At 55.4% G+C, this 22,451-nt stretch carries 24 protein-coding genes; 2 read left to right on the forward strand and 22 right to left on the reverse strand.

Translation table 11 applies throughout. The annotated features are described in order from the left end of the window. Positions 1 to 4 precede the first annotated feature (4 nt). From C230_RS0117480 to miaB, 16 genes are all read right to left on the reverse strand, one after another. Entirely contained in the window at positions 5 to 418 is a 414-nt protein-coding gene (locus C230_RS0117480; RefSeq protein WP_018133347.1) for a MerR family transcriptional regulator, read from the reverse strand. A gap of 131 nt (positions 419 to 549) precedes the next feature. Then, positions 550 to 1,860: a type I glutamate--ammonia ligase gene (gene glnA / locus C230_RS0117485; RefSeq protein ID WP_018133348.1), complete on the reverse strand. Its 1,311-nt coding sequence runs from the start codon at positions 1,858 to 1,860 to the stop codon at positions 550 to 552. Between the two features lie 108 nt (positions 1,861 to 1,968). Then, positions 1,969 to 3,228, reverse strand: a complete 1,260-nt coding sequence (locus C230_RS0117490; protein WP_026174403.1) for a methionine gamma-lyase family protein — start codon at positions 3,226 to 3,228, stop codon at positions 1,969 to 1,971. Positions 3,229 to 3,257: 29 nt separating this feature from the next. Continuing rightward, positions 3,258 to 3,509, reverse strand: coding sequence for a hypothetical protein (locus C230_RS0117495; RefSeq protein WP_018133350.1), 252 nt, complete (start codon positions 3,507 to 3,509; stop codon positions 3,258 to 3,260). Between the two features lie 44 nt (positions 3,510 to 3,553). Continuing rightward, positions 3,554 to 3,736 (reverse strand): hypothetical protein, encoded by a 183-nt coding sequence (locus tag C230_RS0117500; RefSeq protein ID WP_018133351.1) that lies wholly within the window; start codon positions 3,734 to 3,736, stop codon positions 3,554 to 3,556. Beyond that, positions 3,737 to 4,318: a hypothetical protein gene (locus tag C230_RS0117505; RefSeq protein WP_018133352.1), complete on the reverse strand. Its 582-nt coding sequence runs from the start codon at positions 4,316 to 4,318 to the stop codon at positions 3,737 to 3,739. Beyond that, positions 4,299 to 4,907 (reverse strand): GTPase, encoded by a 609-nt coding sequence (locus tag C230_RS0117510; protein ID WP_018133353.1) that lies wholly within the window; start codon positions 4,905 to 4,907, stop codon positions 4,299 to 4,301. The genes C230_RS0117505 and C230_RS0117510 overlap by 20 nt, the downstream gene beginning before the upstream one ends. Continuing rightward, a complete protein-coding gene (gene spoVK / locus C230_RS0117515; protein ID WP_018133354.1) occupies positions 4,904 to 5,896 on the reverse strand; it encodes a stage V sporulation protein K in 993 nt (330 codons plus the stop codon). Before spoVK ends, C230_RS0117510 begins: the two co-directional genes overlap by 4 nt. 194 nt (positions 5,897 to 6,090) lie before the next feature. Beyond that, complete coding sequence (locus C230_RS0117520) at positions 6,091 to 6,306, reverse strand: ferredoxin (RefSeq protein WP_018133355.1); 216 nt, start codon at positions 6,304 to 6,306, stop codon at positions 6,091 to 6,093. Between the two features lie 84 nt (positions 6,307 to 6,390). Next, positions 6,391 to 6,537 carry a small acid-soluble spore protein K gene (gene sspK, locus C230_RS22115; protein ID WP_018133356.1) on the reverse strand — a complete coding sequence of 49 codons (147 nt, stop codon included), beginning with the start codon at positions 6,535 to 6,537 and terminating at the stop codon, positions 6,391 to 6,393. A 98-nt stretch (positions 6,538 to 6,635) separates the two neighbouring features. Next, on the reverse strand, positions 6,636 to 6,866 hold the full coding sequence (gene hfq, locus C230_RS0117530; RefSeq protein ID WP_018133357.1) for an RNA chaperone Hfq: 231 nt from the start codon (positions 6,864 to 6,866) through the stop codon (positions 6,636 to 6,638). Further along, positions 6,863 to 7,849 (reverse strand): tRNA (adenosine(37)-N6)-dimethylallyltransferase MiaA, encoded by a 987-nt coding sequence (gene miaA, locus C230_RS20915; protein WP_018133358.1) that lies wholly within the window; start codon positions 7,847 to 7,849, stop codon positions 6,863 to 6,865. Before miaA ends, hfq begins: the two co-directional genes overlap by 4 nt. After that, entirely contained in the window at positions 7,846 to 8,640 is a 795-nt protein-coding gene (locus C230_RS0117540; protein ID WP_018133359.1) for a class I SAM-dependent methyltransferase, read from the reverse strand. The genes miaA and C230_RS0117540 overlap by 4 nt, the downstream gene beginning before the upstream one ends. Before the next feature lies 1 nt (position 8,641). After that, positions 8,642 to 10,612 (reverse strand): DNA mismatch repair endonuclease MutL, encoded by a 1,971-nt coding sequence (gene mutL, locus C230_RS0117545; protein ID WP_018133360.1) that lies wholly within the window; start codon positions 10,610 to 10,612, stop codon positions 8,642 to 8,644. Positions 10,613 to 10,618: 6 nt separating this feature from the next. Beyond that, a complete protein-coding gene (gene mutS, locus C230_RS0117550) occupies positions 10,619 to 13,393 on the reverse strand; it encodes a DNA mismatch repair protein MutS (protein ID WP_026174405.1) in 2,775 nt (924 codons plus the stop codon). Positions 13,394 to 13,508: 115 nt separating this feature from the next. Further along, the gene (gene miaB, locus C230_RS0117555) at positions 13,509 to 14,972 is read right to left on the reverse strand and encodes a tRNA (N6-isopentenyl adenosine(37)-C2)-methylthiotransferase MiaB (RefSeq protein WP_018133362.1); all 1,464 of its coding nucleotides are present in this window, start codon (positions 14,970 to 14,972) and stop codon (positions 13,509 to 13,511) included. A gap of 207 nt (positions 14,973 to 15,179) precedes the next feature. Here miaB and C230_RS0117560 point away from each other — a divergent pair, with 207 nt between their 5' ends. Further along, positions 15,180 to 15,362 carry a hypothetical protein gene (locus tag C230_RS0117560; protein WP_018133363.1) on the forward strand — a complete coding sequence of 61 codons (183 nt, stop codon included), beginning with the start codon at positions 15,180 to 15,182 and terminating at the stop codon, positions 15,360 to 15,362. Positions 15,363 to 15,582: 220 nt separating this feature from the next. Here the strand turns inward: C230_RS0117560 and C230_RS20920 are convergent, their stop codons facing one another. The 5 genes from C230_RS20920 to cotE all read right to left on the reverse strand — a co-directional run bounded on the left by C230_RS20920 (position 15,583) and on the right by cotE (position 21,541). Continuing rightward, a complete protein-coding gene (locus tag C230_RS20920; protein WP_018133364.1) occupies positions 15,583 to 16,638 on the reverse strand; it encodes a YheC/YheD family endospore coat-associated protein in 1,056 nt (351 codons plus the stop codon). 35 nt (positions 16,639 to 16,673) lie between these two features. Next, positions 16,674 to 18,113 (reverse strand): putative amidoligase domain-containing protein, encoded by a 1,440-nt coding sequence (locus C230_RS20925; RefSeq protein WP_018133365.1) that lies wholly within the window; start codon positions 18,111 to 18,113, stop codon positions 16,674 to 16,676. A gap of 24 nt (positions 18,114 to 18,137) precedes the next feature. After that, positions 18,138 to 19,508 (reverse strand): YheC/YheD family endospore coat-associated protein, encoded by a 1,371-nt coding sequence (locus C230_RS20930; protein ID WP_018133366.1) that lies wholly within the window; start codon positions 19,506 to 19,508, stop codon positions 18,138 to 18,140. 31 nt (positions 19,509 to 19,539) lie between these two features. Further along, positions 19,540 to 20,907: a YheC/YheD family endospore coat-associated protein gene (locus tag C230_RS0117580; protein ID WP_018133367.1), complete on the reverse strand. Its 1,368-nt coding sequence runs from the start codon at positions 20,905 to 20,907 to the stop codon at positions 19,540 to 19,542. Between the two features lie 100 nt (positions 20,908 to 21,007). Then, the gene (cotE, locus tag C230_RS0117585) at positions 21,008 to 21,541 is read right to left on the reverse strand and encodes an outer spore coat protein CotE (RefSeq protein ID WP_018133368.1); all 534 of its coding nucleotides are present in this window, start codon (positions 21,539 to 21,541) and stop codon (positions 21,008 to 21,010) included. 339 nt (positions 21,542 to 21,880) lie between these two features. On the opposite strand from cotE, the gene C230_RS0117590 reads away from it, so the two are divergent. Further along, positions 21,881 to 22,075: a hypothetical protein gene (locus C230_RS0117590; protein ID WP_018133369.1), complete on the forward strand. Its 195-nt coding sequence runs from the start codon at positions 21,881 to 21,883 to the stop codon at positions 22,073 to 22,075. Positions 22,076 to 22,172: 97 nt separating this feature from the next. Here the strand turns inward: C230_RS0117590 and C230_RS0117595 are convergent, their stop codons facing one another. Further along, on the reverse strand, positions 22,173 to 22,352 hold the full coding sequence (locus C230_RS0117595) for a hypothetical protein (protein ID WP_018133370.1): 180 nt from the start codon (positions 22,350 to 22,352) through the stop codon (positions 22,173 to 22,175). Between the last annotated feature and the right edge of the window lie 99 nt (positions 22,353 to 22,451).

The raw sequence follows: 22,451 nt of genomic DNA on the forward strand, positions 1-22,451 counted from the left end.
GGCATCAATGGAAAAAGCGGGACAGTTCGCCTTGGATCAAGGATCCGCTCATTCCGGGACGACCGTACAAGATCAGTTCTTTTTTCAACAGGTCGTGCAGTTCCTTTTCGGAGAGGTCTTTGACCTTTTGCGCCTGTTCCTGCGCTTCTGTTGTCTTTGGCAATTCGGTCGGAACGGTACGGTCACCCAGCACTTTTTTGATTCCAGCCATGTTCAGCCCTTGATCGAGAAGTTTCTTGATCTCGAGCAAACGTTCCACATCGTTGAACGAAAACAAACGCTGGTTGCCTTCCGTCCTTGCAGGCTGAATTAATTTATGCTGTTCATAATAACGAATCTGGCGGGGAGTCAGATCCGTCAACTTCTGAACGATACCGATCGGAAAAAGGGCCATGTTACGGCGAATCTCGTCATTCATCACACACCCTCCCTTTGCATCGAATCTTATAACTATTATATTCCAGCCCGATAAGCGTTGTCAAATCATGTGATTGTACATTACAGAAATAAATAAAATCCCTGACAATCAACGTCAGGGATTTTATACTCTTACTTGTACTGTTTCAGTTCCCAAGGATGGACTTCCAAGCGATATTCATCCCATTCCGCCTGTTTGAGCGAGGTGTAGGCTTCGAACAGGTGATCACCCAGCGTTTCCTTCAGCACCTCGTCCTGGGCGAGGTTGCTGAGCGCTTCGTTCAAATCGGCAGGGAGCGCCTCGATGCCATATTCGGCACGAACGCTTTCCGACATATGGTAAATATTTTCTTTGACTTCCGGTACCAGTTCCAATTTCTTCTCGATTCCGTCGAGACCGGAAACAAGCATGAGCGCAATCGCCAAATACGGATTCGCCATCGGATCCGGGCAACGGACCTCAATCCGGGTGGCCGCTTTGCGAGCAGCCGGGATTCGGATCAGGGCCGAGCGGTTCGAGCAGGACCAGGCGACGTAGCACGGCGCTTCATAACCGGGCACCAACCGCTTGTACGAGTTGACAGTCGGGTTGGTAACGGCTGCAAACGCCTTTGCGTGAGCCAGAATGCCCGCGATGTAATGGCGGGCGGTGGCAGACAAACCGAGCGCATCATTTGCATCGTAGAACGCATTGCCATTCGCCGTAAAAAGGGACTGGTGCACATGCATTCCAGAACCGTTGATGCGCGCGATCGGCTTCGGCATGAACGAAGCGTAGAAACCATGTTGCGCAGCAATCTCTTTAACCACCCATTTGAAGGTTACAATTCGGTCAGCCGTCAGCAGTGCATCCCCATATTTGAAATCCACCTCATGTTGGCCGGTCGCCACCTCATGGTGCAACGCTTCCACTTCATATCCGAGCGCATGCAGAGCGCGCGTGATATCTTGCCGAACTTTTTGGCCCCTGTCTTTTGCACCAGCGTCAAAATAGCCGATGCCGTCGTGCGGCGTGAAAACGGGCTCGCCATTTTCATCAAGCGGGAACAGGAAAAATTCCGGTTCCGGTCCAACATTCAATCCTTCAAAACCAAGCACTTTCGCTTTTTCAAGCGCCCGCTTCAGACACGCGCGAGGATCGCCGGCAAACGGTTGATGATCGCCGGTATAGACGTCGCAAATCACCCGCGCCTCTTTTCCGCCAGACCATGGCAATACCGCAAATGTGGACAGGTCCGGTTTCAGGTACATATCCGAATTTTCAATCGAGGCGAATCCCAAGATGGAGGATCCGTCAAACATGATGTCCCCTTCCAAAACCTTATCCAACTGTGAGATCGGAAGTTCAAGATGCTTGAAATTGCCCAACACGTCGACAAACTGGAGTATGATAAATTCTACTCCATTCTCTTGTACAAGTTTCTTGATGACTGCTTGATCCATTCCCCGGTTCCTCCCTGTTATCAGCAAACGGTGTAATGGTTTGATAATGTCATTATATTTAACAAGAGAAAAGTTGTCAACGTGTGTCAGAAAAAGTTACATAAAAAATTAGATCAGCTTTCGCATCCGCAATGTCTGCAAGACCGTCAGGACGGCAAGCTGCACGTGTTCATACGTCAAGCCACCTTGCATGAACCCGATGTATGGTTCGCGGACTGGCCCGTCAGCCGAAAGTTCGATCGACGATCCTTGCACAAACGTACCCGCCGCCATGATCACCGGTTCCCCGTAGCCCGGCATCGCCCAGGGCTCCGGCTTGACGTGCGAATCCACCGGGGAGGCCGCCTGGACCGCCTGGCAAAAAGCGATCAGCCGCTCTCTGCTCCCCAACTTGACCGCCTGAATAATGTCGGTCCGTGCATCGTTCCAGCGCGGGGAGGTTTCCAGCCCTACCCGTTCGAAAAAGGCGGCTGCGTACACCGCCCCTTTCAACGCTTCACCGACAATGTGCGGAGCTAGGAAGAAGCCCTGCAAAATATTCCGGTTCGTCCCAAGCATCGCCCCCTGCTCAGCTCCGATTCCCGGCGCCGTCAAACGGCACGCCGCTTTGTGTACAAGCTCCGCTCGACCGACCAAATAACCGCCCGTATGCGCCAGTCCGCCGCCTGGATTTTTGATGAGCGACCCTGCGACAAGATCGGCTCCCGCCTCGGTCGGCTCCTTCGTCTCGGCAAACTCCCCATAACAGTTGTCCACCAGGACAACCACATCCGGCTTGATTTCTTTTACAAACCGCACCATTTGTCCGATTTCCTCGATAGAAAACGATCGCCGCCAAGCGTATCCGGAGGATCTTTGAATGCCGATCATTTTCGTTTCGGGTTTGATGCGGCGGCGGATTTCCTGCCAATCGACCCCGTTGTCGAGCAGGGGAACCGTGTCGAAACCGACTCCAAAATCACGCAGCGAGCCATCCCCCTGCCGACCGCGAATGCCGATGACTTCTTCCAGCGTGTCATACGGCGATCCTGTGATGTAGAGAAGCTCGTCCCCGGGGCGCAACACACCGAACAGCGCCAGCGCCAGCGCGTGCGTGCCGGACGCGATATGCGGCCGCACAAGAGCCGCTTCCGCGCGGAATACGTTCGCATACACCCGTTCGATGATTTCCCGGCCGCTGTCGTTGTACCCGTATCCGGTCGACGATGCAAAATGGTAATCGCTCACCTGCGCCTCCTGAAAAGCGGCGAGCACTTTCGCCTGGTTGAACAATACGGTCGATTCGATCTGCCGAATCGCCGGTCCGATTTGTGCCTGAATCGCTTCCGCCATGCGGGCAAACTGCTTGTCCTGGATGAAACGTTCGATCACGATACCGCTCCTTCTTGCCTGATCAGTTACTCAGTTTTGTATTTCGCCAGACGCGCCTGCCACTCTGGCTTTGCGTCAACCTCCAGATACATCCCGTCCGGGCAAAATTCCTGCTTGTACACTTTACACGTTGCACTTGCCGGTGCAGCCGCACCGCCCGCAGTTCCTTTTGGATACGGCGATCCGCTTGCGAATCCGGCGGCAAACTGGCCAGAACCGCTTTTTCCCTGTCTGAATTCGTCTGGTACATCGAGATCTACCTCCGGTCCTCGCACCATTGTAGCATACTCCGCAAAAGAAGAGCACTCATCAAGCAGTGCCCTTACTCGTACGTTTGGTCGCAAATCTTGCAACGGCCCGCCGACAGACTCTCCTGCCGCAGACGGATGCAAGTTTCGGCTTCCCCCAGCTTGCGTCCCCACCGCATACCTTGCCGTCTGCCAACCGTGTAGCCGATGAACAGACAGACAAGCAGCAGCACCAGCATCCAGAGAACGGCGATCATTCAATCTCCCCCCAGCAGTTCGAGGATCATATGAACAATCGGGGTGGCCAGCAACACGAGCACCGATTCCTCCGGCCTGACGAGAACGGCGGCGAGCAAACAAATCAGGGTCAGCAACGTCGTTTCGACCACCCCGATCCGCTTTGCCGCGTTCCGCTGGCCGCTTTGGGTATCCTTGTAGATGTCAACCAAGTCATCGAGCAATTGAATGGTCACCATGATCAGCAGGCTCCATACCATCATCACGGGCCCGGCCAGTAACAGCCCCAACCCAAAGGCGATCAGACCTTCCGCCCACCCCGGCAGCCGGGTGGGCATCCGTTCGAGCAGATCGTATCCCATCCCGATCGCATAACTGGCCAAAAAGAGGCTCAAAGAAATCTCTTTCGCCACAAACACACCGATCCCCAACAACAGAAGCGCATAGGGCAGGATCGCCTTGCCGAGCTTGCCGGCGATCGTCAACCGGCCCACGCACTGGTCATATTCCGCATCCAGCAGATCGTCCATACATTTGATGGCGATCCCGGTTAACACGATACCGAACAAGGTCACCGACCAGCTATACCATTCGCCAAACATATTCTTTCACCTCGCGAAACCCCTGCCGGTACAAGGCGGAGATCGGGATGATCCGCGCCTCCTTGAGTTCTTCCCGCAGCAGCGCGAGCCCCTTGGGGGCGTCCGGCAGGTCGATCTTGTTGGCGAGCATCGCATAGCCGTCCTTGTAACTTCCCAATTCGGCGATCTGCAGGTCCAGCTCCCCCATCGCGCGAACGCCTCCCGCTCTCGCCACCTCTCCAAGGTCGACCATATGCAGAATGCAATCGGTCGCCTGCAGTTCGGCCAACGTTTGCGCCATCGCTTCACGCAATCCCGTGTCCGGGTGAATTCCGTCCGTCAGGCCGGTCGAATCGGTCAGTTTAAATTTGCGAGCCCCTTTCCCTCCCGGCAAATCCAGTTGAATCGATTGCAGCGAACGCGTCTTGTGCTGGCCCAGGCCGGACAGTTCATGGCGGGCGGCTGACAGATCGTATTTTCGCTGACGGATCGTGCCGTCCGGCAGTTGATAATACACTTCCAGCCGCTGCAGCCCCAGAAATTCCGCAAAATTGACGCAGAACATCGTCTTACCCACGTTCGGCCGGCCCACCACCAAACAATTTCTCATGTGCCGACTCCCTCCTCCCATGCAAGATCTTCCGGAAGGATCAACATCAGATCATCCCGCGTTGCCTGCTTGACGTCCAACAAACGGACCGCCTGCTGCCGGATCGCCCGTTCGATCAGATTTCGGACCAGCCGCGCGTTGGAAAAATTGCGTCGTTCCTGCATCCACGCCATCCTCAGATAGGAGCGCAGTTTTTGTTCCGCTTCCGGAGAAAGGCGGTATTCCCGCTTTCGCAACATCTGTTTGGCGATTTGCACAAGCTCTGTCTCTTCGTAATCGTCAAATGTGACGGTGATCGGAAAGCGCGACGGCAACCCCGGGTTGGTCCGCAAAAATAGTTCCATCTCGTATTCATAGCCGGCGAGAATCAGCACAAAATCGTTCTTGTGATCCTCCATCGCCTTGACCAGCGTGTCGATCGCTTCCTTGCCGAAATCTTTCTCGCCGCCGCGGGCCAGGCTGTATGCTTCGTCGATGAACAAGACGCCACCGAGCGCCTTTTTCACTTGCTCCCGCGTTTTCTGGGCCGTATGACCGATATATTCGCCTACCAGATCGGCCCGCTCCACTTCGATCAGATGCCCTTTCGACAAAAAACCGAGATCTTTTAAAAGCCGGGCCAGAATCCTTGCCACGGTCGTCTTGCCGGTGCCCGGATTGCCCTTGAAAATCATATGGAGCACGACCGGTTCGGTCGCCAGTTTCATCGCCTGCCGCCGCTCTTGGATCTGGATCAGCGCGTAGATTTCCTTGACCAGCGCCTTCACCTGTCCCAAGCCGATCATGCTTTCCAACTCTCGCAAGGTGGCTTGGAATCGCGCGGTGTCTTCTGAAGGATTCGAGCGGCCCAGTTCTCGCGGCATCACCGGTTTTTCCTGCAGATGAAGGCGTCGAAGTGCGTCATTCAGTGCCAACTGCCCCGATCGGAATTGATCGAGAATCTCATCGAGATCCCGATACGCGGGCGGACGCCGACCGCTCCTGTTCAATCTCTGTCACCTCGCTTGCCGAGATTGCTTCATCATACGCAAATCGGCCGCAATAGGTGAACGCCCGAAAAAAAGACTAGCGCATCCGTGCGCGTCGCAGCGCCGAGTTGATCGTCCATGATCTAAAAATAAAGCCCCGTGGGGATCATCCCCCACAGGGCCTTATTTGAGAATCGTATCGTAAAGATGCGGGATCAGTCTTCCCACTTGACCGATTCGGTCGGACAGCCGTCCCGTGCATCCATCGCATCTTGCAGGAATTCTTCCGGCACTTCCACAAATCCGTCTTTGCCGCCCGGCAATTTCACAAACGCGTAACCTTCATCGTCCGAATCGTACACGTCCGGGCATGTGGAATAGCAAGCGCCGCATGCAATGCAGGTATCTCTATCCACCCAGGTTTTTGCCATGACAACATTTCACTCCTTCGAATCTTTATGGTAGAAAGTATAATTGATTTGATAAAAACAATCAACCACCGAAGCCTGTATTTTCTACGATTCTTTGCCGGATTCCCGCATCCGGTCGCGCGGTTGCGGGGCGATCGTGCCATCTGGCCGTAGCGCTGCCAATTCCGATTTTGCTTTCGGTTCCTCAATCTTGCGGGGGCCGGGAAAATTCTTCTCTTTGTTTCGCACCATGCCGGACGCCTCCTCCTGTCAAACTGTGCATATGTTTTGCATTTCCCGCCGCCGCTATTCGAAACAAAAACACCGGCCGGCGGCCGGTGCTCAACCCCTTATGCCTCCAGGTTATAATTCACATTGCGCATGGGGGTAAAGGTCGAGATCGCGTGTTTGTAAACCAACTGCTGCTTGCCGTCCACCTCGACAATCACCGTAAAATTGTCAAACGCCTTCACCACTCCGCGTATCTGAAACCCGTTCACCAGATAGATAATGACCGGGATATTCTCCTTGCGAATCTGGTTAAGAAATGTGTCCTGGATATTGATTTGCGTTTTGGTCACGATGTGCTACCCCCATCCTCTTTTATTTCAACTCTATTCGCGAGTTGATGCTGAAATTCCTGCACGAGACGGTAACAGGCGCCGTACAGTTCGTTCCAAGCGATCCGGTCGACTGCAAACCAGCGGATGTTCGGATCCCGCCTGAACCAGGACAGCTGCCGCTTGGCGTAACGCCTGGATCCCCGTTTGATCTGCTCGACCGCTTCCGCCAGCGGAATGCGGCCTTCCAGATAGTCGATAATCTCTTTATACCCGATCGCCTGCATGGAATTCAACTTGCTGTGGATACCATTCGCCAATAACCATTGTACCTCATCCACAAGCCCTTTTGCCAGCATTTGGTCGACCCGGCGGTTGATCCGTTCGTACAGCAACTGGCGATCCTGCATGGTCAGGCCGATTTTTAATGTCGGAAAGCGGGTGGCGCCTTTACTCGGCGGCACATTGGACATTCGCTTGCCTGTGTACTCGTAGATTTCCAGCGCACGAATGATGCGCCGCAGGTCATTCGGATGCAGCCGTCCGGCCGTGACCGGATCGACTTTTCGCAGCCGCTCGTGCAAAAATTCTTGTCCATTGACACGGGCGGCTTCCTCCAACTCCTTGCGAAATTCAGGATCGCCTGCAAACTCCACAAAATGGTATTCCTCCGTGAGCGCCCGAATGTACAAGCCGGTGCCGCCCACCAAAAACGGCAGGCGCCCCCGCCGCCAGATGTCCTCCAACCACTGTTCGGCCAGTTTCCGATAGTTGGCAACGGAAAACGGCGTGTCGGGGTCGACGATATCGATCCCCCAATGCGGCACCCCTTTCATTTCTTCCGGCGTGATCTTCGCGGTGCCGATGTCCATCCCGCGATAGATCTGCATCGAGTCGGCGGAGATGACCTCCCCTTGAAAAGCAGCCGCCAGTTCGACCCCCAACTTGGTTTTTCCGACCGCCGTCGGTCCGACAATCATGACCAGGCCGTTTTGTTGCCTCACTGCGATTCCTCCTCCCGCAACCGGATGACCGAGTAGGTAAACGAACGGGAGCGGCGCAGCGGCTGCGGAAATCCCAACCGTTCAAATTCGCCGCTGGACGGCCGTTCTTTGAGAACGACCGATTTTCGGGCGATCCGTTTCGCTTCCTGTACCGCTTCCGGCGACAGCGGATCGGGCACCGACAACAGCCGCACCGGCTGAAAACTGTGAGCATCTGCAACGGTCACCCGAAACATCGGGTCAAAATACACCACATCGACCGACTGGTCCGGCAGCGCCCGCATGGAATCGAGATGATCGCCCGTCCGTACCTGTACACGCCGCATCGCCTGATCGAACTCCGGCACGTCCGATTTCCATGTGCACAGTCCTTCGCGTACCAGCACAGCCAAAACGGGGCTCCGTTCGATCCCCACCACTTTTCCGTGCGGGCCGGCGGCATGTGCGAAGACGATCGCATCCGCACCCATGCCGAGCGTGCAATCCAACACACTGTCGCCCCGCTGCAGACCGCTTTTTTCGATCAGTACATCCGTATCTCCGGCCAGCATGCGTTTGACACGAACCAACGCCATCGAAGGGTGAAAAAACACTTCCTGATCCTCGACGAACAAGGTCAAACGCTCCCCCGCAACGAGGATTTGGTCGACCCGCAGTTGCCGCCTCATTTTGCGAACCGTCGTCTTCCGCGGCACATAGCGGACATGCAGTTCCTGAGCCAGTCGCATCGCTTGCCGGACTTGCGCTTCGGACGGGTTGGGCACGGTTGTAACGACAAGAGAATCATCCATGCTACATCACTCGCTTAAACTGTTTCTCCAGATCGTGCCTGGTCATGTGGATGATGATCGGACGGCCGTGCGGGCAGGTGAACGGATTTTCCAGTTCGGAAAGCTGCTCGCACAAGGCGACCATTTCCGGCATCGACAGCCACTGATTGGCTTTGATCGCCGACTTGCAGGCTTTTGTGATCAGTTTGTCCTCGATCAGCGAACGAGGATCTTTCACCTGCCGCTCCGCCAAAAATTCGTCGATCACCTCCTGCGTCAGCCGCCCTGTATCGAGCCCTCCCCAGATATCCGGCACCGACCGGATCAGGAACGAGCCGCCGCCGAACGGTTCGATTTCGATCAGATATTCAGCCAGCAAAGGCAGCTGTGTTTCCAGCTTTGCAGCTTCCGAAGGCGACAGGTTGAGTGTCAGCGGAACCAAAAGCGGCAACGGGCGGATTGCTTTCTCCCGCAGCCGGTTGCGAAACTTTTCATACAGGACTTTCTCGTGCGCCGCGTGCTGGTCAATTATATAGAGTCCTTCCTCACTTTCGGCGATCACATACATGCCAAGCGCCTGCGCAATCGGCCGAAAGCGGGGAACTTTCCTGGCAGGCGGTTGCGGCTCAGCCCGGTACAGATCGATCGCCGCTTCCAATGAAGCACGATTGTTGTTACGGCCGGCTGGCCTGACGTCCCGTTCCGGCATGTTTTCCGCAGCAGAACCGGTTTGCTGCTGATGGGACAGTTTTCCGGGCAGTCCGGTTTCCTCAAGCCGATCGGGAAGTTTGGCGGAATGGCCGGTTTCCCGGATCTTCTCCGGTTGTTCTCCGTCCGCGGTTGGCTCATTCGGTTCGCGAAGTTGCCCGGCAAACCCGGTTGGCCCCGGCCGGGCAGTCCCGGCTTGCGCCTCGTATTGCACCCGAATCGGGTGATCAAACCTGAATGCCGGCTGTTCCGATTTTTCCCCGGGTTGTCTGCTTGGCAGCGCCTTGGGTATACAAGCAACTCTTTGCAGGGCGCTCTCGACAGCCTGCTGCATGCAGGAAAAAACGTCCTTCTCCTCCGAGAACCGCACTTCCAGTTTGGTCGGATGGACGTTCACATCGACCAGCGACGGATCCAGTTCGAGATGCAGCACGCATACGGGATAGCGGTTGATCGGCAAGCGGGTATGGTACGCAGCTTGCACCGCGTTAAACAACTGGTAGCTTTTGATATAGCGGCCGTTGACAAAAAACGCGCAATGGTTCCGATTCGCCCGGTTCAACTCGGGATATCCGGTCAGTCCGGTAATTCGGTAATCGTAATTTTTCCAGTCGACCTCCATCATTTGCTTCACGATGTCCCGGCCATAGATCGCTGCCACGGCGTGAATCAGCTTGCCGTCGCCACTTGTTTGCACCAGTTGGCGGCCGTTGTGGGCCAGGCGGAACGCGACGTCCGGGCGGGCCAATGCGATTTTCTCTATATAATCGGTCGCATGCCCCAGTTCCGTTTGAATCGATTTCAGGTATTTGAGCCGAGCCGGCGTGTTAAAAAACAGGTCGCGCACAATCAGTTCCGTGCCTTTCCTGGCGGCGGTCACGCCCGTTTCTTGCAGGCGTCCGCCTTCGATTCGCAAAAACGTACCCGCCGTATCGTTCTCCGTTCGCGTTTTCAGTTCGACGCGGGCGACCGCAGCGATCGATGGCAGCGCCTCACCGCGAAAGCCGAGCGTGCTGATCCGGAACAAGTCTTTGTCTTCCCGGATTTTGGAGGTGGCGTGCCGCTCGAAGGCAAGCGGTACATCGTCCGGATCGATGCCGGATCCGTTGTCGGTGACGCGGATCAGTTCCAGTCCGCCTTGCTGCAGTTCCACATCGATCTCGGTGGCGCCTGCATCGAGCGCGTTTTCCACCAATTCCTTGACCACCGAGGCGGGCCGTTCCACCACTTCGCCGGCCGCAATCTTATTCGCGAGCTGGTCGTCCATCACGCGGATTTTCGCCACTTTTCATCATCCCTTCACAACCATCTGCTGCAGCCGGTACAAAGTCGTCAGTGCTTCGATCGGCGTCATATTCAGCAAGTTGAGCGAGCGTAACTCGTCCACCACCGGATGCGTGTTGAGGTCGAACAGAGACAATTGTGCGCTCTCCGTCCGAGACGAACCGCGCGTTGCGAAAGAGGCAGCAGTCACCCCAGCTGTTGCAGAGGAGCCCCCGGCCGTTGCAGACTCGGCTGCAGACGCAGCACCGGCGGTATCAGCGACTTCCGCGGCAGGAGCAGACTCACGGGCCTCCACATCACCGGCGGTATCAGCGGCTCCAGCGCCAGGAGTCGTCAGCGCCGCTGAAGCTTCCCGTTTTCCGGACGGCAGATTTTCCAGCACATGCAAAATTTCTTTCGCCCGCTGCAACACCGGCTCCGGCAGACCGGCCAATTTTGCCACCTGGATTCCGTAACTGCGGTCGGCCGGCTGCGGAATGATCTTGCGCAGAAAGACGATCGAATCGCCTTTTTCCTGCACGTGTGTGGAATAATTGGTGACGCCTGGCAAACGGTCGGCCAGTTCTGTCAGTTCGTGATAGTGAGTGGCAAATAAGGTTTTCGCCCCGATTTTCGGCGACTGATGCAAAAATTCGATGACCGCCTGGGCGATCGAAATCCCGTCAAACGTGCTCGTCCCACGCCCGATTTCGTCCAAAATGATCAGGCTACGGCGGGTTGCGTGGTGCAGGATGTTGGCGAGTTCCACCATCTCCACCATAAACGTGCTTTGCCCGGCCGCCAAGTCATCCGCTGCGCCGATCCGCGTAAACACCCGGTCGACAATGCCGATTTCCGCCTTTTTGGCCGGAACGAATGACCCCATTTGCGCCATGATGACGATCAGCGCCACCTGCCGCATATAGGTGCTCTTACCCGCCATGTTCGGACCGGTGATCAGGGCGATCTGATGATCGCCGCAATCGAGCAGCGTGTCGTTCGGCACAAATGATTCGTGTTTCAGCACCGCTTCCACAACCGGGTGGCGGCCCTCTTCAATCCGCAGCCTGTCTGAATCGGTAATCAGCGGCTTTGTATATCTTCGTTCCACGGCAACGGTTGCTAGCGATTGCAGCACATCCACCTGCGCGATCTTTTCCGCCGCCCGTTGGATGTTCGGCAGCACAGCTGCCACCTGATCGCGCACCTGCACGAACAACTCGTATTCGAGGTCGATCATCTTGTCTTCCGCTTCCAGAATGAGCGATTCTTTTTCCTTCAATTCGGGCGTGATATAGCGTTCGCCGTTCGCCAGCGTCTGCTTTCGTTCGTAGTAATCGGGCACCAGATGCACATTCGCCTTCGTCACTTCCAGGTAATACCCGAACACCTTGTTGAACCCGACCTTCAGTGATTTGATGCCGGTCTTCTCCCGTTCCGCTTGTTCCAGTTGGGCGATCCACCGTTTGCCTTCGCGGCTCGCCTGTTTCAGCCGGTCCAGATGCTCGTCAAACCCGTCCCGAATCAGCCCGCCGTCGCGAATCCCGACCGGCGGTTCTTCGACGATCGCACGCCCGATGAGGTCGACGATCGCATGCATCTCTTCGATTTGCCGCCCGATCTCCTGCAATAGCGGACTCTCGCACTGCAGCAGCCGGCGGCGTAACTCCGGCAACACCGCCAAGGACGACGCGATCGCCAGCAGATCGCGGCCGTTCGCCGAGCCGTACGCGACACGGCCCATCAAGCGCTCCAAATCATATACCTCTTGCAGCATCTGCCGCAAATCTTCCCGCAGCAGCAGTTCTTCCACCAATTCTTCCACCGCTTGCAGCCGCAGCTCGATGTCGGCGCGGACGGCCAATGGACGCTCCACCCATTTTTTCAGCAGCCGCCCGCCCATCGCGGTCACTGTCTTGTCCAACAGCCACAGCAGCGATCCGTATCTGTTTTTCTCGCGGATCGTTTCCGTCAGTTCCAGATTGCGGCGGGAAAAAGCGTCGATCACCAGATGCGAATCACGGGTTAACAAGAGCGGCTTTTTGAGATGATGCAGGCTGCGTTTTTGCGTGCTTTCCAAATAAGCGAGCAGCATACCGGCCGCCATCACCGCTGCCGTGGCGTCGGCCAGCCCGATCGATTCCAGCGATCTCAGTTGAAAATGCTCCAACAATCGTGACGCCGCCCGCGATTCGGATTGGGAGCCGGGCTCGCCGCCTGTGATGGCGCAGCCGAACCGTTCGCGGATTTGTTCCGCCAGCGCTGCGTGCCCTTCTCCGGCAGGCAGCAATATTTCCGCCGGCTGAAACTGTTGGAGATCGTCCCAGAACGACCCATCCGCCGATTCGCAAACAAAAAATTCGCCGGTCGTCACATCGCAAAACGCCAGGCCGGTGCGCTCCCCCGTCTGTACGGCCGCGGCTATGTAATTGTTGCTTTTTTCCTGCACCGATTTGCCGTCCATGATCGTTCCTGGCGTCACCACCCGCACGATCTCCCGCCGGACGATCCCTTTCGCTTGGCTCGGATCTTCCACCTGTTCGCAAATCGCTACTTTGTACCCTTTTTCAATCAACCGCTGGATGTAAGATTCGGCCGAATGATAAGGGACACCACACATCGGAATCCGCTCGTCGGCTCCGCCGTCCCGGCCGGTCAACGTAATCTCCAGTTCCTTGGCGGCGGTCACCGCATCGTCAAAAAACATTTCGTAAAAATCTCCCAACCGGAAAAACAGCAACGCGTCCCCCGCCTGCCGCTTGATCGAGAGATATTGTTCGATCATAGGTGTATACCGTGCCATGACATCCTCCGATACCCAAACTTGTCCCTATTATAGCATGAACTGGCAAACGCTGAGTTGATCATCCATGATCAAAAAAGAGCACGGGTTCTCCGTGCTCCGTTTTCGCCTGTATTTACACAGCCATCTCCTCGCCTGACGTTACCAATTTGCCTTTCAGATAAAAGGTTTGCGGCTCGGTCACCGTCACCTGCGCAAGCTGGCCAATCAGGTGTTTCGGCCCCTGGAACAGCACGATTTTATTGGTCCGCGTGCGGCCTTGTAGAAACTCGGCGTTCGTTTTCGATTCGCCTTCCACCAGCACTTCGACCGTTTCTCCTTTCATCGCGTCGTTGATTTCGCGCGAAATCCGGTTTTGCAGCTCGATCAGCCGCTGCAGGCGGCGCTTCTGGTCCGCTTCCGACACCTGTTGTTTGAAGCGGGTTGCCGGCGTGCCCGCGCGCGGTGAATAGATAAAGGTGAATGCGCCGTCAAACCGCACTTCTTCCACCAGGCTGAGCGTATCTTCGAACTGCTCCTCCGTCTCGCCGGGGAACCCGACAATGATATCGGTTGTCAAGGACACGTTGGGAATCGCTTGCCGGATGCGTTTTACCAGATCCAGATAGAATTCACGCGTATAGCCGCGGTTCATCCGGCGTAAAATCGTGTTGTTGCCCGACTGCACCGGCAGGTGGATATGTTCCACCACCTTGTCGCAGCGGGCGATCGTGGCGATCAGTTTGTCGGTGAAATTCCACGGGTTCGACGTTGTAAAGCGAATCCGCTCAATACCCGCCACCTCGTTGCAGGCGGCCAGCAGGTCGGCAAAATCGTATGCTTTCAGATCGATTCCATAGTCATTCACATTTTGCCCGAGCAGCGTAATTTCTTTAAACCCTTGCGCCGCCAATTCTTTCACTTCCGCCACAACGTCTTCCAGCAAGCGGCTGCGCTCCCGTCCGCGGGTATACGGCACGATACAGTACGTACAGAACTTGTTGCAGCCGTACTGGATGTTCACCCACGCCTTGATGCCTTCCTTCCGCAGTTTCGGCAGGTTCTCAACCACATCGCCCGCCTTGTCCCACACTTCAAAAATCGTCTCCTGCGAATGCCGCGCCCGGTCGATCAATTCCGGCAACCGGTGCAGGTTGTGTGTCCCGAACACAATATCCACCCACGGATACGTTTTGGCCACCATCTGCTGCACGACTTCCTCCTGCGCCATGCATCCGCACAAACCGAGAATCAGTTCCGGATTGCGGTTTTTCAGCGGTTTGATGCGGCCGATTTCGCCAAACACTTTGTCCTCCGCATTTTCCCGCACCGCACACGTATTGAACAGGATAAAATCGGCCTCTTCCAGATTGGAAGCGGCAGTGTACCCCATCTCCTCCAGCATGCCGGCCATGATTTCCGTATCGTGTTCGTTCATCTGGCAGCCGTACGTCTTAATGTGATACTTCTTGCCAACGCCTATGCGGCCGACATTTTTTGCGATCGCCCGGTAATCGACACTTTTCCGCTCGACCAGCGTCGGCCGGTGCATCTCGCCTTCCGCTTGCGTGAAATCTTCCAGTTGCAAAAGGTCGCTCATCGTCGACACTCCTTCCCTACAAGATCGAATCAGCATGATCTATCGCTCAAATCCATTGTTTCCAGCAGAAAAAAACCCCGTCTCATTACGGGGGCATGTCGAGTATACCACAGAAACAGGCCGCAGATCAATTCTTTCAATAAAGCAAACAGTTTTTGCCCATACTACCGAATAAAATGGTTACACACCGGCAGGAAGGTGATAAGGATGCGAGCCTCCAAACTGCTGAAAAACATTTGGGCGAGAATGGCGGCAAACAGGCAGGAGCTTGAAGTTTCGGAAGAACTGACAAACGCTTACTTCGGCGATCAGGCTGCCTGGCAGGTGAACAACACCGCCGAACAAACGGAGGTAACACCGTCAGAAAAGCCGGATCCGGACACTCAATAACTCGTTGGCCAGACACTTGCCAGCTATTTGCGCCGGGAAGATTGTCCAAATCATTGGTGAGCCATTCGCATTATGCGGATGGCGTTTTTTCTGTGCCGCCACTTGGCAAATGATCGCCCCTTCGTATCAGTTTCATTGCCGTCATGCTGGCAGGCAGCGACAGGGGATCGTCGGGCGGTTCCGTATGGACAATGGCGCATCTCGGAGATGAGAGGGTCTTTTACTTTTGGCTACGGACCAGTGATTTGTGGGTCGCCAGGTAGACGCAAAACTCGAGCAACCTCTGCATGGACAACCGGCGAATCTCCGGTTCGTCAAATTTTCCCGGCTTCGCGTTCGCTTCAAAAAACCACGGTTTGCCGGATTCATCGACGCCGATATCCATCGACATTTCGCCTAGTATGCCCGGCGTTTCCTCCTCGATTACGCTCGCCAGTTTCAGTACGCTCTGTTTCACATCTTGCAATATCCGAATACCTTTTCCGTTAAAGCTTGCCAGCAGCGCTTCCTGCGCGTTCCGGATGGTGCCACCGTTCGGCACGTGGGTGACGATTCCAGACTCCGGGGCGACTCGCGCACCGACGCCGGTAACGGACCATTCGCCGCGTCGGTTTTTTTGCACCAGTACCCGCAGGTCGTACACATGTCCGTCTACTTTTGCCAGCGAAACGCTGCGCTGCAATACGTATTTTTTATATCGGCGGTTGCGGGTTAATGTGAAATACAGATCGCGAATGCTCGCGTATCGGATGTTAGGTCTGCCTTTCACATGTGAATTGATCAGCACTCCGTTCTCTGTCTGGTCGATCCGCAAGATCCCTTTTCCGCCGTAACTTTGCACCGGTTTTACGTACAATTGCCGGTGCAATTCCAACATTTGCTTTAAATCGGCAGGAGATTGCAGGTCTTGCGTCTCCGGCAACAGATGGCGCGTCTCCGGATGATGGCCGACGATGCGGTACAGTTCACCTTTATCAAAATAACCCGGATTAAAAATTGGGATCCCGAGCTCCTCGAGATCGCCCATCAATCGCTTTACATCGGGACTCTGTTCAACTCTGCGGGCAAGTATCCGGTTGTAGATGACGGTGGGCAGCGGACAGGCTGCTTTTTCCCAACTTCCGTTCCACTTCAATCCCCAGCAGGTTTGCCTCTCCAGGTCGATTCCCTCGATCGGCAGTACGTAGACGGGAATTCGAAGGCGTTTTCCCATGCGGATCATATCGCGTAAGCTGGCCCGGTCGAGTATTTTGGCGGTCAGAATCCCAACAATCATGCAGTTTCATCCTTTCATAAGACCCCATCAGCATACTATGTGCGAACCAGCTTTCCGGTTCTTGTCGGTCTCGGGTAGCGAATTCCCCACGCCCGCCTGATATCGGCCAATTCGTCCCACGACTCTTCGTTGCGAACCATGTCAGCAATCAGATCAAGTTCCTCCTTGTACCGCTCATAGGTGCCGGTCTGCTGGATGTCGCCCCAGATTTCCTCAAAATATGGCCGCAGCATCCGTTTATCCCCAAGGTAAAAAGCCCGTTGCAGTTCGGGGGACAAAAACGGAGCCCGTTTCAGCTGGCGATAATGATTCGCCACCAGATACGCCAGACAAACGACTGCCTTCGCGATGTCGGGAGAGATCAACCAACTGCCTAACGTTCGGTATTCCCACCCACCGTGCGACTTTAACCGGACATCGCCGAGAAATCCGTATTTCGGCCGGCGGCGGGAGGAAGCGGACGTATCTTCCAGCATCATCACCGGCAATGCCAAATAATTGTCCAGCGCCTTGACCAGCTGACTCGATAGAGGAAGGTTGGAAAAATGGATATGTCCGCCGATGCCATAATTGCGAAGCGGCATGGAACCGGCCAGCCAATGCAGTTGGCGGGGAATCATCCGTTTTGCTTCCAGCAATGTGTCTTCAATATTTTTCACCAGCCGCAACGGGGACGAACTGGGATCCGGCCGGATCTCGGCCAACGGAAAGCGGGTTCCCGCCCGCCGGATGCTCAGCGCGTCACAGCCGACTTTGCCGCTACGCGGCAGGTATTTTGACGCGACTACCAGCCTGCCCTCGGGGTTTCGCAACATAAATTCCAAGTCGGTTCCCATCAAAAAAGAAGGAGTGTCGGGCGACTCCTCTGCCCTCATCCAATCACGGATCGCTGCTTCATATAAATCCAATAACCGGTCTTTCAGTACTGGCGCCGGCCACACATCGAGCACATACGAGAATCCCTTGCTCGTAAGACCGAGACTTACCAATCCAAAATCCAATCCCAAGGCGTGAACGGCCCGGATTGCCAGGCGGCTGATGCGCGTTGCCACCTTATCCTCATCCGGCCGAACTTCCCGAAACCGTTCACTGATCTGGTTGATCCGGCGGTCCAACCAAATCAGCTTGCTGTCTGAACGAAACAACGCCAGCGCCCGCATATTAAACACGGGGACGCGGTAGTGGCGGATGATGGAGATGGAGCGTTCTTTTTCCTGTTCCTCCGAATATGGACAGCGGACTCCATTCAGCCGGAGAATCGACAACATTTCACTGCGGGAACGGGTCGCAAGAATCGCTGCCTTCGGATTGAGCACCTGTTCCGGTTCCAAATCGCTGCCTGATGTGTTTCCCCAGCGAATTACCCGGTCATGGCTGGTGATTGGACCCATACCTACCACCCCGTCAAATTCTGGGATCCGTCTCAATAAGCGTTTGGCTGTCGGTTGCCCAGCGTGCAGAAGCAGGTATCCCATCGTCCGTCTCCTTTCTCCGATCGATTAGGTAATCCCAGCCAGATATTTTCCGTAAAGCAGAGGCCGGCGGAATGATTGCAACACAAGTTTCATCGATCCTTGTTCGGTGAACGGTTTTTTCCACGGTTTGGAATTCACTTCAATAATCCACACCCATCCTTTTGTATCAATCCCGATATCGAGCCCGATTTCCCCGTACTGTTGGCCGGATACCTCCTCCAGCACCGTCGGTACGGTGCCGACCAGCTTGCGGATCTTCCGCAGGATCCGTCTGGTTTGTTCCGGGTTCGGATAGATCTCTCGCAACACCTTGGCAACTGCCAACGCGTCGCCGCCGGTGCTCAAGTTCGAGGTGATGTCGCCTGCCTGCGCAATCCGGCAGAACATCTTCGTGCGCTTCCAGGCACCGGTCTCATCCTTTTGCACCAAAACTCGAATATCAAACGGCCGTCCCTGGTACGTTTTCAACTGCAAACCTTCCTGCGCCAGAAAAGCCCGTTTTTTCATACGCGGCTGCAGCTTTCGCAATACTTCGGCCGGTGACTTTTGCACCCCTTGCACCGGAATGCCTTGTTTGCCCTTGATTTGGTAGAAAAAATGGCCGTCTGCCAGACGCATCAACTTAATGATTCCGATTCCCTTCGATCCGTTGATCGGTTTCAGGTAAACGGGATTGTAACGTTCCAGAAAAACGGCCGTCCGTTTCACGTCCTCATGCAGGATCGTTGCCGGCAAGTAGCCTTTTGTCTCATCTCTCGCCGACAACCACTGATGCACTTGCGCTTTGTCAAAGAATCCAGGATTGAAATAGGCGGCCCCCAATCGCTTCAGCAACTGCTGTTTCACCGCCTTGACATCTGGGCGATTTTCGAATTTTCGCGTGATGATCTGGTCATACACGACATCCGGAAACGGCACGCTGCGCAAATCCCACTGGCGCCTGCCGTTCGCCTTGTGCAAGATATAGCCTTGCAACTTGTTTGACGTTACATCCTGCGGCCCGAACACATAAGCGAACATCCGCTCTTCTGTCGCAAGTGACAGCAGATGTTCAAAAATCGGCCCCTGTTGACCGGCGATCTCCCCGTTTTTCACCCGGACATTGGCAAAAATCGCAAAGACGGGGCCGATTCGCAACATCTCTCCCGTTTTATAAAGAAACAACCTGCTGTCCTCAAGCAATGCAAGCGACTCTATCACATCAGGCGAAAACGTACAAATTGAGGAATTCTCATGCATCGGATACGCGACACGCACCGAGAGGTGGACGCCGCCGCACTGGATTTCGTGCTGTCCCGGCCTGATCCCGAGCTGGTTGCATACTGTCTTGGAGAGAAACAGATACCCTCTATGCTCAGAGGAAACAGATGTGACCGTGATCGGTATGGTTTTCAATCCACATCTTCCCTCCTTGCCGTCCAAACTTTCAGTCTGATGCCGAACCGTCGCGGAAGCCGGCCGTATACCTAGCATATTCAAGAGCTCTGCGCAGTGACAGCGCTCGTATTGCCGGATCCAAAATCTTCAGCATGCGGCGGCCCGGATTCGGATTGACCTCAATCAACCAGGGGCGTCCGCCGCGATCGACGGCAAAATCGATGCCCAGTTCCCCCATCTCTCCTTTGCGCCGTTCGATCCGTTTGGCGATCTGCAACGCCAACCGATCCATCTCTCCGATCAACGCCCGCACCCTGGCTGGGGCAAACCCCGCCCGCCTGAGCAAATCGCTGCTTTCAAACACGTCGGCACCGGTCGAAACATTGCTTGTCACGCTGCCTTTTTGACCGAGTCGAGCCACTCTGGCGGTCACTTGCCAGCGGCCGTTGCCATCCCTTTGAATCAGCCAGCGAAAATCGGCCGCCCGCCCCATCCCGTCCCCGATCAGTTCAATCCCCTGCTGGACCAGAAACTCGCGCTGCACAACAAATGTTTTATAAAACCAGGCTTGCTGTGCCGCCAGATTCACGATCACTCGCCGCGTCCCGCCCGCTTGCTGAATCTGCATCCTCACTTTTCCCGCTTCCGGGTGACGGCTGACGCGGTACACGTCTCTGCCTTGCGTTCCCTGCGCAGGCTTCAGATACAGCACCGGGAAAGACTGCAGCATATCGAAAACGTCTCGTGCAGAACGGAGTTTTCGGGTCTGTGGAAGATAGGGAGCAATCGCCGGATCTTTGGCCAGCATCCGGTGCACGGCCAGCTTGCTTTCGAGCGGCCGATAGAACATTTTAACTCCCGACACCTGCAGCTGGTGAAACTCCTGTTTCGCCACCGATTTCAACTCGGGAGGCAGCAAAATCGTTTTTTTCATGCATACGTCCGGCCACGGATATTCCCCTTCTCTCCAGGTGGCGGAACGTTCGTCATAACTCCAGCCGGCCACCGTTCTCCGTTCCCGGTCCAAACCTCCGATCGGCGTAATATACAGCGGAATGTGCAATTCTCTCGCGATGCTTGTCATATCTTGCAGCAAACGGGTGATGGTGCCGAATGGTTTTTCCCGGCTCCCCGTATACCGGGAATAAACGGCGACAAACGGTCCAAACCGGATCCCGCTCCGGTTCGCTTTCCATGTGATCGGTCCATCCGGCAGCCTTAAGTCACGCACGATATCCTGCGATACGGACACGTGATCCAGGTCATGGCCGCGCACCGTTGCGCCGAGAGATTTTTGACCGGCTGTAAGGCGGATCCGCTCTCCCGCCGACCATGCGAACCGAACCAGCCAACGTTTTGGTACGCGGATCTGCCGATTGCCCTGCATGAGGATCCCGATCAATCCGCTGCCAAGCATTTGTCTCTCCTCCCCTTTCCGACATAACGGCAAGAGATGCAGAAAAAAAGGGCACAGCGGCCCCAGGGGAAAAAACGGGCGACGCATTGGAGCGTCGCCGTCAATCTTCGAATTCTTCTTCCTCGAAGATGTCGTCTTCCAACGGTTCTTCGTCGTCTTTCTCCGGCTGGTCGGAAACCAGCACGAACAGCTTGGTTTTGCCCATCACTTCGACGGCCAGTTCTTTTTCAATGCGAACGAGAATCTCATTGCCGCCGTCGACGATCGTTGCATCCAGGCAGTTCGGTTGTTGCAGCACTTTCACCGATACTTGCATGCCTTCCCGGCTGCAGTACGGATCCAGTTCGCGCAGCGGGATCTGTTGCACATACGAAACCGTATCCTTTGCCACTCCCGTATCGGTGTTTCCATTGTAGGAGTACCATACGTTCACATCGAACCGGCCGTGGACTTCCACAAAGTCCCCGACCATTTCCGCACTGCATGAATGGTTCATCACCCAGCATCCGCCGATGGTGGATGGCCGGTTGGCAGGACGGATCGTGTAGGTTGTCTGCGAATACTTGCTGCCTTTGCCGCAGACTGCCAGCGTATAGATTTCCCGGCAACGGACGTCCTTGTCAAAGTGTGCCATGCAGCTACCTCCTCTTCAGGTTGTTTCGGGTCTCCATCAAAGCGCTGAATCCGACGGGCCGCTTTTGATGGCTGCTCGCGTGCAAGCCATCGGTTGCACCCGATGTTCCCTGCACCTCCGCAGATGCCCTGGGTCATCTGTCCGTATATCCTATGCCGGAAGCAACATTTGGGTACTTGCCGAACCGCCCAAAATAAAAGCCGCTCCAATAAAGAATCCCTCGGGAGTGGCGTGAAAGCAGCCTCCGCCTGCACGGCATTTCGATTGTCACGGATCCAAATAAGATTTGGCGTGCGGGGCATCCTAACGAATGAGTACAGTGGAAAGGTGGGAAATGGTGTGCCAAACCATAAGAACATCTTCCGGAACAAAATGGACTTTTCGCGGGAAGAATTCACCACCGAACTGTACAAACCTCTCGGGATGCCGCGTGCGCGAGAGAAAAAGTCGCAAAAGGGCCAGTACCGAAAATGGGACTTCACTCACAAGTCATTGAAGCGGCAAATGCACGAAAAAGACGGCCTCGACACGTAACTGGCAGCTTGTTGCGGCGGTCCGCAGGCGACTGCGGACCATAAAAAACACCCCACAACCATCCACGCGACCATCATCGCCAACAGCAGACCCGTCCCTATACTTCCAGCACCATTCCCTTTTCGGCCACGAGGATCTCACCGGCGAACGCTGTCGCCGCCTCCCGTTTGGGTTCCTGGTCATAACCGGGATAAATGTGGATCAGGCAGAGCTTTTGCACGCGTGCTCGCGCCGCCCGGTGCAGGGAACGGCGAATTTTCACCCAGAATCCGTACACGCATCCGATTCATCCTCCTTGATTCGACAGAAAACGAGCGAAAATCCGATAAAAAATCGAAATCCGGCGAAAAATCTAATTTCCTCGGAAAAGAGCCAG

The organism is Effusibacillus pohliae DSM 22757 (genome assembly GCF_000376225.1).
Lineage (GTDB): Bacteria > Bacillota > Bacilli > Tumebacillales > Effusibacillaceae > Effusibacillus > Effusibacillus pohliae.